This is a genomic window from Cellulomonas sp. C5510 (assembly GCF_019797765.1).
Lineage (GTDB): Bacteria > Actinomycetota > Actinomycetes > Actinomycetales > Cellulomonadaceae > Cellulomonas.
Window position 1 is genome coordinate 4,027,478 of sequence record NZ_CP081862.1, and the last position, 12,850, is coordinate 4,040,327.

12 protein-coding genes are annotated in these 12,850 nt (G+C 73.4%); 4 read left to right on the forward strand and 8 right to left on the reverse strand.

Annotated elements, in window-relative coordinates; genetic code table 11:
- The first annotated feature begins 26 nt into the window (after window positions 1-26).
- The 4 genes from trxB (at window position 27) to K5O09_RS18380 (ending at window position 3,987) form a co-directional block, all read left to right on the forward strand.
- On the forward strand, window positions 27-1,088 hold the full coding sequence (trxB, locus tag K5O09_RS18365; protein ID WP_222170874.1) for a thioredoxin-disulfide reductase: 1,062 nt from the start codon (window positions 27-29) through the stop codon (window positions 1,086-1,088).
- Between the two features lie 5 nt (window positions 1,089-1,093).
- A complete protein-coding gene (gene trxA / locus K5O09_RS18370; RefSeq protein WP_222170875.1) occupies window positions 1,094-1,435 on the forward strand; it encodes a thioredoxin in 342 nt (113 codons plus the stop codon).
- A gap of 98 nt (window positions 1,436-1,533) precedes the next feature.
- Window positions 1,534-2,874: a PLP-dependent aminotransferase family protein gene (locus tag K5O09_RS18375; RefSeq protein ID WP_222170876.1), complete on the forward strand. Its 1,341-nt coding sequence runs from the start codon at window positions 1,534-1,536 to the stop codon at window positions 2,872-2,874.
- A gap of 147 nt (window positions 2,875-3,021) precedes the next feature.
- Window positions 3,022-3,987 carry a D-alanine--D-alanine ligase gene (locus K5O09_RS18380; RefSeq protein ID WP_222170877.1) on the forward strand — a complete coding sequence of 322 codons (966 nt, stop codon included), beginning with the start codon at window positions 3,022-3,024 and terminating at the stop codon, window positions 3,985-3,987.
- A 36-nt stretch (window positions 3,988-4,023) separates the two neighbouring features.
- Here K5O09_RS18380 and K5O09_RS18385 read toward each other — a convergent pair whose 3' ends face one another.
- The 8 genes from K5O09_RS18385 to rpmH form a co-directional block, all read right to left on the reverse strand.
- Window positions 4,024-5,196, reverse strand: a complete 1,173-nt coding sequence (locus K5O09_RS18385) for a ParB/RepB/Spo0J family partition protein (RefSeq protein ID WP_222170878.1) — start codon at window positions 5,194-5,196, stop codon at window positions 4,024-4,026.
- A complete protein-coding gene (locus K5O09_RS18390) occupies window positions 5,193-6,176 on the reverse strand; it encodes a ParA family protein (RefSeq protein ID WP_222170879.1) in 984 nt (327 codons plus the stop codon). The genes K5O09_RS18385 and K5O09_RS18390 overlap by 4 nt, the downstream gene beginning before the upstream one ends.
- Window positions 6,176-6,913: a 16S rRNA (guanine(527)-N(7))-methyltransferase RsmG gene (rsmG, locus tag K5O09_RS18395; protein WP_222170880.1), complete on the reverse strand. Its 738-nt coding sequence runs from the start codon at window positions 6,911-6,913 to the stop codon at window positions 6,176-6,178. The genes K5O09_RS18390 and rsmG overlap by 1 nt, the downstream gene beginning before the upstream one ends.
- A gap of 2,914 nt (window positions 6,914-9,827) precedes the next feature.
- A complete protein-coding gene (locus tag K5O09_RS18400) occupies window positions 9,828-10,340 on the reverse strand; it encodes a R3H domain-containing nucleic acid-binding protein (protein ID WP_222170881.1) in 513 nt (170 codons plus the stop codon).
- Between the two features lie 44 nt (window positions 10,341-10,384).
- Window positions 10,385-11,617 (reverse strand): membrane protein insertase YidC, encoded by a 1,233-nt coding sequence (gene yidC, locus K5O09_RS18405; protein ID WP_222170882.1) that lies wholly within the window; start codon window positions 11,615-11,617, stop codon window positions 10,385-10,387.
- A 19-nt stretch (window positions 11,618-11,636) separates the two neighbouring features.
- The gene (gene yidD / locus K5O09_RS18410) at window positions 11,637-11,963 is read right to left on the reverse strand and encodes a membrane protein insertion efficiency factor YidD (RefSeq protein ID WP_222170883.1); all 327 of its coding nucleotides are present in this window, start codon (window positions 11,961-11,963) and stop codon (window positions 11,637-11,639) included.
- Window positions 11,960-12,307, reverse strand: a complete 348-nt coding sequence (gene rnpA / locus K5O09_RS18415; protein ID WP_370635586.1) for a ribonuclease P protein component — start codon at window positions 12,305-12,307, stop codon at window positions 11,960-11,962. Before rnpA ends, yidD begins: the two co-directional genes overlap by 4 nt.
- Window positions 12,308-12,344: 37 nt before the next feature.
- On the reverse strand, window positions 12,345-12,482 hold the full coding sequence (gene rpmH, locus K5O09_RS18420; protein WP_010849920.1) for a 50S ribosomal protein L34: 138 nt from the start codon (window positions 12,480-12,482) through the stop codon (window positions 12,345-12,347).
- Window positions 12,483-12,850: the final 368 nt, after the last annotated feature.

Below are 12,850 nucleotides of genomic sequence, written 5' to 3' on the forward strand. Positions count from 1 at the left end.
CTCGTCCCCCGACCCGAGGAAGCACCGTGACCGAGACCCCCGTCCGCGACATCGTCATCGTCGGTTCTGGCCCCGCCGGGTACACCGCCGCGATCTACGCGGCGCGCGCGGGTCTGGCCCCCTACGTCATCGCGGGGTCGGTGACCGCCGGTGGTGCGTTGATGACCACCACGGACGTGGAGAACTTCCCGGGGTTCCCCGAGGGGATCCTGGGCCCGGACCTGATGGACAACCTGCAGCAGCAGGCCGAGCGGTTCGGTGCGCAGGTGCTGTGGGACGACGCGGTCGAGGTCGACCTGGCCGGGCCGGTCAAGACGATCGTGACCGGCGGCGGGCAGACCGTGCGTGCCCGCGCGGTGATCCTGGCCACCGGGTCGGCCTACCGCGAGCTCGGGCTGGCCGACGAGAAGCGGCTGTCCGGGCGCGGGGTGTCCTGGTGCGCGACCTGCGACGGGTTCTTCTTCCGTGACCAGGACATCATCGTGGTCGGCGGCGGGGACTCCGCGGTCGAGGAGGCCACGTTCCTGACCCGGTTCGGCAAGTCCGTCACGATCGTGCACCGCCGCGAGGAGCTGCGGGCCTCCAAGATCATGGCCGACCGCGCCAAGAACGACCCGAAGATCTCCTTCGCCTGGAACAGCGAGGTCGTCGCGATCCACGGCCAGGACAAGGTCACCGGCGTCACGCTGCGCGACACCCTCACCGGGCAGACCCGCGAGCACGGCGCCACCGGGGTGTTCGTCGCGATCGGGCACGTCCCGCGCACCGAGCTGCTGGTCGGGCAGGTCGACCTGGACGACAACGGGTACATCGTGGTCGAGGGCCGCTCCACCCGCACCACCCAGCCCGGTGTGTTCGCCGCCGGTGACGCGGTCGACCACACCTACCGGCAGGCCATCACCGCCGCCGGCTCCGGGTGCGCCGCCGCCCTGGACGCCCAGCACTACCTGGCTGCGCTCGGCGACGTCGACCCCGCCTCGCCCGCGGAGATCCCCGCCGCCGTCGAGGCCGCGGGCGTCGACGCAGGCGACGCGCTCGCCGCGCAGGGCGCCGACACCGCCTCGGGCGCGGCCGCCGCGGGGCACTGACCGGCGTGGCCGCGCCGCTCGCGGTGACCGCGGGCACCTTCGACCAGGAGGTGCTGCGGTCGCCGCTGCCGGTGGTCGTCGACTTCTGGGCCGACTGGTGCGTGCCGTGCCGCATGGTGGCACCGGTGCTGGAGGAGCTCGCGCGGACCTACGAGGGCCGGCTGCGGTTCGTCTCGGTCGACACCGAGGCGGAGCAGGACCTCGCCGCCCGCTACGGCGTGGTCTCGATCCCGACGCTGTACGTGTTCCACCAGGGTGAGCTCGTCCGCACGCTGGTCGGTGCACGCGAGAAGCGCGCCTACGCCGCCGAGCTCGACTCCGCGCTGGAGGACGTCGCCGCCGGGTGACAGCGGGCCTCCTCCGGGTGGGGAGGTTCTGCGGGTGTGCGGCGCGCCCGCTGTGGACGGGCCACCGGGCGGCGCGAGTGGCGTGGCACACTCGGAAGATGACCGCTCTTGAGCGGCCCGACGGCACGGCGTCGGGCCCCCACCCGACCCCGGCCGCCGGCACGCGGCTCGACCGCTGGCTCGGCTCCTACGCCGAGCGGACGCACGGCATGCGCGCCTCGGAGATCCGCGCGCTGTTCGCCGTGGCGAACCGTCCCGAGGTGGTGTCGCTCGCGGGGGGCATGCCGTACCTCGAGGGCCTCCCCCTGGACGTGATCGGCGACCTCGCCCGGCGCGTCGTCGCCACGCGCGGCACGACCGCCCTGCAGTACGGGTCCGGCCAGGGTGACGAGACGCTGCGCGAGCAGATCCTCGAGGTCATGCGGCTCGAGGGCATCGAGGCGCACCCGGACGACGTCGTCGTCACCACCGGCTCGCAGCAGGCCCTCGACCTGGTGACGCGGCTGTTCATCGACCCGGGCGACGTCGTCGTCGCGGAGGCCCCCTCCTACGTCGGGGCGCTCGGGGTGTTCCGCGCCTACGAGGCCGACGTCGTGCACGTCCCGCTCGACGCGCACGGCATCGTCCCCGAGGCGCTGGAGACGACCCTCGCCGACCTCACCCGCCAGGGCCGGCGCGTCAAGTTCCTGTACACGATCCCGAACTTCCACAACCCCGCGGGCGTGACGCTCTCCGCCGAGCGCCGGCCCCGGATCCTCGAGATCGCCGACCGGTACGGGGTGCTCGTCATCGAGGACAACCCGTACGGCCTGCTCGGGTTCGAGGGCGACCCGCTGCCCGCCATGCGCGCCAGCAGCGAGGACGGCGTCATCTACCTCGGCTCGTTCTCCAAGACGTTCGCGCCGGGGTACCGGGTCGGCTGGGCGGTCGCCCCGCACGCCGTCCGCGAGAAGCTCGTGCTGGCCTCGGAGTCGGCGATCCTGTGCCCGTCGAACGCCTCGCAGCTCGCCATCAGCGGCTACCTGGCCACCTGCGACTGGAAGGGCCAGGTCAAGGCGTTCCGGGAGCTGTACCGGGAGCGACGGGACGCGATGATCGGCGCGCTCGCCGAGCACCTGCCCGACGCCACCTGGACCGTGCCGGACGGCGGTTTCTACACCTGGGTGCGGCTGCCCGACGGCCTCGACGCGAAGGCCATGCTGCCCCGCGCGGTCACGGCACGGGTCGCGTACGTGCCCGGTACCGCCTTCTACGCCGACGGCCAGGGCACCGACCACGTGCGTCTGTCGTTCTGCTTCCCCACGCCGGAGCGCATCCGCGAGGGCGTGCGCCGGCTCGCGGGCGTCGTGTCGGCGGAGAGCGAGCTCGTGTCGCTGTTCGGCACGGGCGGCGCACCTCGCGGCGACGACGTGCAGTCGCCGGGCCCCGACCTGGCCTGATCCGGCGCTCCGCCCGGACCGTCTCCCGCGGTCGACCGGCCTCCGTCAGCCGGTACGGTCGGGGCGGGCGAGCCGCCGGATCCTCGCCCGTCCCGCACCCGCACCCGGCCGCCGCGGCGGCCACCTCGTCCAGGAGGACCCGACCCCGTGCCGCACGCAGCCACTCCCACCACCCCGCGCGTCGTCGTCCTGGCCGGCGGCCTCTCCCACGAGCGTGACGTCTCGCTGCGGTCCGGGCGGCGCGTGGCGGAGGCGCTGCGGTCCGCCGGGGTGGAGGTGTGGGTGCACGACGTCGACGCGGACCTCGTGCCCGCTCTCACCGAGACGCGCCCCGACCTCGTCTGGCCGCTGCTGCACGGCGCCGGCGGCGAGGACGGCTCGGTGCGGGACGTCCTCGAGCTGCTGGGCGTCCGGAGCCTCGGGACCGGGCCGCGCGCGAGCCGGGTGGCGTGGAGCAAGCCGATCGCCAAGACGTCGGTCACCCGCGCCGGCATCGCGACGCCGCAGTTCGTGACGCTCCCCCAGAGCCTGTTCCGGGAGCTCGGCGCCGGGCGCGTCATGGACGCGGTCGTCGCCCGGCTGGGTCTGCCCCTCGTGGTCAAGCCCTCCCGTGGGGGCTCCGCGCTCGGCGTGACGCTCGTGCGCTCCGCCGACGACCTGCCGCGCGCGATGGTCGCGTGCTTCGCCTACGGCGACACGGCGCTGATCGAACGGGCCGTGGAGGGCACGGAGGTCGCGGTGAGCGTCGTCGAGCTCGACGGCGAGCCGGTCGCGCTGCCGGCCGTCGAGGTCGTCACGGACGGGCCCTACGACTACGACGCGCGGTACAACCCGGGGCGGACCGAGTACTTCGCGCCGGCACGCCTCAGCGAGGAGCACGCCCGCCGGGCGGCGGACGTCGCCGTGGCGGCGCACCAGGCCCTCGGGCTCCGCCACCTGTCCCGGACGGACCTCATCGTCGACGCCGACGGCCAGCCGTGGTTCCTCGAGGTGAACGTCGCACCCGGGATGACGGAGACGTCCCTCTTCCCGCAGGCGGCCGAGGCGGGCGGGCACCACCTGCCCACGCTCTACCGACGCCTCGTCGAGGCGGGCCTCCGGGACGACGACTGAGCGCACCGAGCGGGCGCCCGGCCCGCGTGGCACGGCTCAGCCGCGGAAGATGCCCGGGTCGTCCGGTGCCAGGCTCGCGAGGATCCGGTTCAGGTCCTGCACGGACGCGAACTCGACGGTGAGCCGGCCGCGGCGCTTCCCCAGGTCCACCTTCACGCGGGTCTCGAACCGGTCCGAGAGCCGGCCGGCCAGGTCGTCGAGGGCCTCGTTCCGGATGCCGGCACGCGGCTGCTGGCGCTGACGGCGGCCCGCTCCGTCACCGCCGAGCGCGACGATCTCCTCGACGGCACGCACCGACAGCCCCTCGGCGACGATGCGCTGCGCGAGCCGCTCGATGGCCGCGCCGTCCCCCAGCCCGAGCAGCGCCCGGGCGTGGCCCGCCGACAGCACACCCGCGGCCACACGCCGCTGCACCAGCGGGGGCAGCCGCAGCAGGCGCAGGGTGTTGGAGATCTGCGGGCGCGAGCGGTGGATGCGCTGCGCGAGCTCGTCGTGCGTGCAGCCGAAGTCGTCCAGCAGCTGCTGGTACGCCGCGGCCTCCTCGAGCGGGTTGAGCTGCGAGCGGTGCAGGTTCTCGAGCAGCGCGTCTCGCAGCAGGTCCTCGTCGTCCGTCCGGCGCACGATCGCCGGGATGGTGTCGAGGCCGGCCGCCTGGGTCGCACGCCAGCGCCGCTCCCCCATGATGAGCTCGTAGCCGTCACCGACGGGCCGGACGACGACCGGCTGCAGCACGCCGATCTCCCGGATCGACCCGACGAGCTCCTCGAGGGCGTCCTCGTCGAACACGGTGCGCGGCTGCTTCGGGTTCGGCCGGATGGCGCCGACGGGGAGCTCGGCGAACGAGGCACCCGGGACCGGCAGCAGACCGCCGGTGTCATCGGACGCGCCCTGCGGCGCGGGGCCCGAGGACCCTGCCGTGGCCGCGGCTGCGTCCGCACCGCCCGGGGACGCGGTCGACCCCTGGCCGGCGACCCGCTCCGGGTCCGTCCGCACGGGCCCGGCCGAGCCGGTCCCGGCGTCACCCTCGCGCGCGTCGGCCGCATCGTCGCTGGTCAGAGCGTTGCTGCCCTCGTCCGAGGGTCGCTCGGCGGACCGGTCGGGGAAGAAGACGTCGACCGGCCTGCTCGCGCCGTCCGTGCTGCGGGTCTCCAGACCTGTCGGGATGAGGGCACCCAGACCACGCCCGAGCCCTCGTCGCTTCTCGCTCACGCGTCCTCCTTCGTCCCGGCCGCGGTGCTCCCGCGCTCGGCGAGCTCTCGTGCTGCCTCCAGGTAGGCGAGCGCACCGCTCGAGCCCGGATCGTATGTCAGGACCGTCTGCCCGTAGGACGGCGCCTCGGAGACACGCACCGAGCGCGGGACGGTGGTGCGCAGCGTCTGCTGCGGGAAGTGCTCACGGACCTCCTGGGCCACCTGCTGGGCGAGGTTCGTCCGGCTGTCGTACATCGTGAGCAAGATCGTCGAGACGTGGAGCCCCGGGTTCAGGTGCGCCTGGATCAGCTCGATCGACTTCAGGAGCTGGCTCAGGCCCTCCAGCGCGTAGTACTCGCACTGAATGGGGATCAGCACCTCGTCCGCCACGACGAAGGCGTTGACCGTGAGCAGGCCCAGACTGGGCGGGCAGTCCACGAGCACGTAGTCGATACGGGGCTCGCCCCGCTCCTCGCGCGCCTGCAGGTAGGCCGAGAGCGCGGACCGCAGCCGGGTCTCCCGCGCCACCATCGACACGAGCTCGATCTCGGCGCCCGACAGGTCGATGGTGGCCGGCACGCACCAGAGCCGCGGGACGTCGGGGCTCGCGTGCACCGCCGTCTCGAGCGGCGCACCGTCGACGAGCACGTCGTAGACGGACGTCACCCCGGCGTGGTGGTCGACGCCGAGCGCCGTGGAGGCGTTCCCCTGCGGGTCGTTGTCGATGACCAGGACCTGGAGACCGCCCTGGGCGAGCGCGGCGGCGAGGTTCACCGCGGTCGTCGTCTTCCCGACGCCGCCCTTCTGGTTAGCGACCGTGATGACCCGGGTCCGGTCGGGCTTGCGGAACACCCGTCCGCGCAGCTCGATGCGACGGCGGGCGTCCTGCCGGAGCTCGGCCATCAGCGGCGTGTCCTCGTCGGCCGGCGGGAGACTCTCGACCAGCGCTGCGCGGCGCCGCTCCTCCGGGTCGTCCTGCCACCGTCCGGGTTCCGTCATCACCGGCGCTGTCCCTTCGACGAGCGGCGCGACTGCCGCGCCTTGCTCTCCGTTCCACGTGAAACACCGGCGTCCTCGCCCGGTCCCACCTTCTCGACGACCACCACGGTCGTCGGCTCCAGGCCCGGCAGGGTGGGCGCGACCTGTACCTCGGCCTCCCCTCCCCCGAGTCGGCGCCCCACCACCGCGGCCGTGTCCACCTCGGTCTGGGCGCGGCCGCCCTTGAGCGCGACCAGCCGGCCACCGATGCGCAGCAGCGGCAGGGTCCAGCCGTACAGCTTCTCGAGGGCGGCGACTGCGCGGGCGGTCACCGCGTCTGCGTCGAGAGCGCCGACGTCCTCCGCGCGACCCCGCAGGACCCGGACGTTGGAGAGGCCGACCCGGTCGACGACCTCCGTCAACCAGTCTGTCCTGCGCTCCATCGGCTCGAGCAGGATCACCTCGGCGTCCGGCCGCATCGCCGCGACGACCACCCCGGGCAGCCCCGCTCCGCTCCCGACGTCCACGATGCGTCCGCGCTCAGGAAGGAACGCCACCGCCGCGGCCGAGTTCACGAGGTGCCGTTCCCAGAGCCGCGCCACCTCGCGCGGACCGACCAGGCCACGCAGGACCCCGTCCTCCCGAAGCATCGCATGGAACCGCTCGACCGCCGGCCACCCCTCGCCGAACAGGACCGGGAGCCGCGGGTCGCCGGCGAGCGGGTCGGGCTGACCATCCGGCTCCGCCGGGGCGCTCATCTGTGCTTCGTGGCGGGGAGCACGTCCGCCGTCCGCCGATGCCGACACAGGCCGCACAGAACTCCCCGGGGATGGTCTCGCGTTGGGCTGCGCGGGTGCCGTCGACGCGGCGCGCAGGGACGTCCTACCGTACCGCGCCGAACGGACTTGGCCGGTGCGGCGGGCGTGGTTTCACGTGGAACTGCGACTCCGCGCGCGGTGGGATATGTGGCGATTCGACGACGTCGGGGTCGGTGCCTCCGGTCGCACCGATGACAGCGCGGGGCGTGTCCGCTGCGCGCGCCTCGTCCGCGTCAGGGTCGAGCGCGGTCGGCTGGGCGGTAGGTCGGGGTCCTGCACGCGCGTCCCCTCGTGTTCTCGCCCGAGCCCCCGGCGGGAGCGGTACGCGGCTGTGTCTCGTTCTGGCCGGGCTCGTTCTGGCCGCGCTCGCGCCGGCCGGGCCCGCTCCGGCCGCGCCCGCTCCGGCCGCGCTCGTTCTAGTCGGGCTCGCTCCGGCCGGGCTCGTCCTGGCCTGGCTCGTCCTGTCCGGTTCCTACCGCCCGGCTCGTCCTGGCCCGGCTCGTCCTGGCCGGTTCCTACCGCCCGGCTCGTCCTGGCCGGTTCGTCCCGGCCGGCCCGTCTTGGCCGGGCTCGTCCTATCCGGTTCATCCCGGCCGGCTCGTCCTGGCCAGGCTCGTGCTGTCCCACGCGCTCGACTCGTTCCGTCCCGCACGCGATGGAGGCACGCGACGGAGCGCGCTGGCCCACTCCGCGGGTGCGCGGTTCCACGTGAACCCACGGTCGTCCCGACGACCTCCGTGTTGTGCCTGGCATCGGTGCGACCTGGCCTCGGCAGGTGCGCCCCCGCCGGGGACGTTTCACGTGGAACCTCCTGCCGAGAGCGCTTCCCCATCCGATCAAGGTCAGGCTCGGCGATGACCGTGCCCATCGACCATCGGCGCTCCCCGCCTCCCGCCCTGATCCCGCAGAGAGACGTGCCGGGACAAACCCAACCTTCTCGGACCTGCCTGACGACGTCTGCCCGACGAGACCGGCAGTACCCGCGCATGTGCTCTCACGTGACCGCACTCACCGGCGGTCGCATCGTGCACGCCTGGCTCGCAGTGGTCCGAAGCCTGAGCGAGTCTGACGCCACGAGAAACGGCTCTCCCCTTGCAGATGGTTCGGAACCAGGTCGGTGACCGGCTGTTCCACGTGAAACCACCCCGCGGCAGCGTCCGTTCCCCATGAATCCACTCGGGCGCAGCGGCTCTCGAGGTCTCGGCGCGTGCTCTCGCCCGGCCGCCGACCGGTGCCCGGCCAGCAAGGCCGCTACATCGCCCCCACACGGCCGTCGCCCCTGGCCAGACCCAGACCCAGACCCAGACCCAGACCCAGACCCAGACCCAGACCCAGACCCAATGGAACACACTCCGTGTTCCACGTGCAGCCTCGCCTGGCGGCAGCGGCGCCGACGCCTGGGCGGAGGCCGAGCAGATCGACCCCGCGGATCAAGCCCTCCGGTCGTCGGGGTAGTTCACCAGGATCTCCCTCGCGTGGAGACGTCGGAACTGGCCACCCCCGAGGCCTTTCCCCCTGTTTCACGTGGAACGGCCGCGCCGGCATCCACGACGCTCGGGTCGGCTCGCGCCCGAACGTGCGTGCCCCGATCGAACGCCTCTGGTCCCGCAACCGCTCACCCTCCCGAGGACGACGCGGCACGGCCGCACCATCCACTCGGCCGCCCGCCGGCCTCACCCCTGTCCGCTCGGGCTACCGGTGGACCGAGCCCGATCACCGGGCACCATGCCCCCCTCGGTCGAAGAGCGCCGCGTGCCCCTTGGAGGGTGGCCAGTGCCCTCATCGGCGGAGCGGGCTGACCACCCGAGCACGTCTCGGTCCCACGCGGGCTTGTGCACGCGTCCCACGCGTGTCCGACCGGAGAGTCGGACCGAACACGGCCCGTCGGCTCCGCAGGTGACCGCCCGATCGTGGCCGACCGACGGCCCGCTCGTCGGAGCCGCCGCGGCGCGCCCTGTTCCACGTGAAACGAGCACCGCGCGGTAACCTCACGCGCACGCTCTCGAGCGATCGAGAGCACGAGCACTCCGACCTCGATGTCGGACCGCACGCGGCCGCTCCCGCTGGCCCGGTCCTTGCTGGCGACGGCCCTCTCGCGAGGCACGCACCCGGACATCAGCTTCTCGACGCCCGCACGCCCTCACGACCGCCGGGACGGAACCGCAGCGGTCGTCCGACACGACACCGACGACACCCGCACGCGAGCCTCTCCCCTGCCTGGCGGCGCCACGACACCGAGCCACAGGCCGACCCACACCGGCGGCCGCACCATGTCGAGGCCGCGCGACCCGCCGGCACGTCACCAAGACACCAGGACGCCACACGTCGCAGCACCGGAAGCACCTCCGCCGAGGCCGTCAGCCACTGACCTACATCGAGCCGGCCTTACCAGGGGTCCTCCGTCGTTGGCACCACCCTCGGACCGAGCCCGTCGCGCCACCCCCGCGCGACCTTGGCCCCCCGAGTACCGCGGCCCGTCCTCCCGACCACCCCGCTGCCCGGACCGGGTCCGGCTATCCGGCAAGGCGCCAGGACGGTGTACTCCACACGGCGACCGCCACAGCCCGGGCGCGGTGGTCGACGTTCCCGCGAGTCGAACCTCGGCGCCCACAGGTCCGGCCCGAGCGAGCACGCCCCGTCGATCCGGCACGACCGCCGGGGCCCTCGCCGCGAAACCCATGACAGAAAGAGACCGGACGACACGATCCAGCCACCACGAACCGCCCGTTCGTGCATCGCCCAGAGCCCCTCAGAGCCCTCCGCCCGCACGAACAAGAGGCCGGCCCCGAACGGGACCGGCCTCTCATCGCTTCCTGACGAACTCCGACGCCCCTGACGAGGCGCCCGGAGCGACTCACTCGGCGGGCTTGACCACCACGTACCGCGACGGCTCGACGCCCTCCGAGTCGGACGTGAGCCCCGCGGCGGCGACCGCGTCGTGCACGACCTTGCGCTCGAACGGGTTCATCGGCTCGAGCGACACCGGGGCGCCGCTCTCCCGCACCTCTGCGATGGCTCGCTCGGCGACGGTCACCAGCTCGGCCTTCCGCGCCGCACGGTAGCCGGCGACGTCGAGCATGAGCCGGCTCCGGTCACCCGTCTTGGCCTGCACGGCGAGACGCGTGAGCTCCTGCAGCGCGTCGAGCACCTCGCCGTCCTGGCCGACCAGCCGACGGAGCGCACGCTCGCCGCCCTCCTCGGCCACGATCTCGACGGCCGCGCGGCCGTGGTCGACGTCGATGTCGATGTCGCCGTCGAGGTCGGCGATGTCGAGCAGCTCCTCGAGGTAGTCGGCGGCGATCTCGCCCTCCTCCTCGAGGCGCGAGCCCGCGCCGGCCTCGTCGGGGGCGTCGGTGGGTGTCGTCATGTCAGCTCCTTGCTGGGGACGTGGGCGCGCCGGGGCGCGAGGTCTCAGTCGTCGGTCGAGCCGTCGGGGCGGGCGGACCCGGACGCGCCGGTCGACGGCGAGCCCTTGCCGCCCGTGGCCGTGCCGCCCTTGCCACCGGAGCCCGTGCGCTTCTTCTTCGCCGCCGGCGTGCTGCCGGCTCCGCCCGCGGTGCCCTCGCTCGAGCCCTTCGCACCGGCCGACCCTGCCGCGGTGCCGCCGGACGTGGTACCCGTCCCGGTCGACGACGCACCCGCCGGGCGAGCCGCGGTCCCGCCGGCCGGCGGACGCTTCTTCGCGCGGTCCTTGCGCACCGGCTGCTGGCGCTGCCCACCGGCCGGGCGCTCCTCGATGGTCAGGACGTCGCCGTCCTCCTCGATCGACAGGCCCTTCGCGGCGGCCCTCTTGGCCCGGCGCGCCTTCAGCGCTGCCTCGGCCTGCGAGCCCGGCGCCGGCATGCGACGGATCGTGTAGAACTGCTGGCCCATCGACCACAGGTTCGTGGTGGTCCAGTAGATGAGGACACCGATCGGGAAGTTCACGCCCGAGAACGCGAAGATCAGCGGGAACACGTACATGAGCAGCTTCTGCTGCTGCGCCATCGGGCCCTCGAGCGCCGCCGGCGGCATGTTCTTCATCGTCAGCTGCCGCTGCGTGGTGAACGTCGTCACGGACATCGCGACGACCAGCAGGATCGTGACGATCCGCACGTTGGTGGCCGCGTCGCCGAACTGCGTCGCGTTCATGAAGGTGGCCGAGAGCGGAGCGCCGAGGATCGTCGCGCTCTCCGCCTGCGCGGCCAGAGGCTGGTTGAGCGGGCCCAGGTTCGCTCGCGGGTAGTCCCCGGCGGCGAGCTGCGGCAGCGAGTTCAGCACGCGGAACAGCGCGAAGAAGATCGGCGACTGGGCCAGGATCGGCAGGCACGACGAGAACGGGTTCGTGCCGTGCTTGCGGTACAGCTCCATCGTCTCGCGGCTCATCGCCTCGCGCGACGCGGGGTCGGTCTTGCCCTTGTACTTCGCCTGGATCTTCTTCATGTCCGGCGCGAGCATCTGCATGCCGCGGGACGCCTTGATCTGCTTGAAGAACAGCGGGATCAGGATGATCCGCATCACGATCACGAGGCCCACGATCGACAGGCCCCAGGCAGCGCCGCCTGCCGGGTCGAGCCCGATCCAGTCGAAGAACGAGTGGAACTGGACCATGATCCAGGCGACCACGACCATGATCGGGTACAGCAGGCCGTCGAACCAGCTCATCGGGGAACTCTCCAGGTGGTCAGTGCGCGGAGGCGACCGCGCCGTGCGGGTGTCGACGGTGCGACCCCGCCGGTGGAACGTCGTCGACGCCGCCCGGGTTCCACGGGTTGCAGCGCAGGATCCGCCAGACCGCCAGACGCGTGCCCTTGAGGACGCCGTGCCGCTCGAGGGCGATCACGGCGTACGCGGAGCACGACGGGTAGAACCGGCAGGTCGGCGGGGTGAGCGGCGACAGGAACCGCTGGTAGCCGCGGATGAGCAGCACGAGCAGCCCACGCGGTGCCCGCACGACCGCACGCAGGCCACGGGCGAGGCGACGCCGTGTGGGCGCAGCGGGCGCGGTCATCGCGGCTCTCCCGTCCGTGCTGTCAGCCGGCGGGACGCGCTGCGGACGGCGCCGTCGAGGTCGTGGCCGAGCGACGCGTAGTCGGCGGCTGCGGCCGGCGCGAGCGCCCGGACCACGAGGTCCGCATCGGCGGGAAGCCCGTCGAGCCGCTCCGCCGTCAGCGCCCGGAGGCGCCGCTTCACCCGGTTCCGGGTGACGGCGTTGCCCACTCCCTTGGACACGACGAAACCGACCGCCGGACCAGGTCCGGGGTCGGTTCGCGTCACGAGGTGCACCACGAGCGTGTTCCGCCCGGCACGTGCTCCGGTGCGGACGGCCCGCGCGAAGTCGGCGGACCGGCGCATCCGGTGCGCGGCGGGCAGCACCGCGTCGGCGGTGGAGTCAGGCCGACAGCTCGGCGCGACCCTTGCGCCGACGGGCGGCGAGGATCGCGCGGCCGGCACGGGTCCGCATGCGCAGACGGAAGCCGTGCGTCTTGGCGCGACGCCGGTTGTTCGGCTGGAAGGTCCGCTTGCTCACGATGGTCTCCAAGTACTTCGGTGCATCGGCCGGACGTCCGGCCAGGTCGGTGTGCCCGTGCTCGACTGCTCCGGTACCCACGTCGTCGACGCGGCCGACGTCGGGGCACGCCAGCAGGAGCCATCAGGAAGGCTGGTCAACGTTACGACGCCCGCGCACGAGGGTCAAACCGCGGGACCGCCGGCACCCCGCACCTCCCGCGTCCCGTGGCACGCACCCCCTCCCGCCGGGCTGCCACGGCCACTAGCATCGACGTTCGATGCGTCCCGCAGCGACCGGTCCCCACCCCGTGGACAGAGCCGTCCGGTCCTGTGGACAACGCCGCACCTGAGGGGGCCTCCTGCCGCCGGGACGGCCGGGATCCGGCG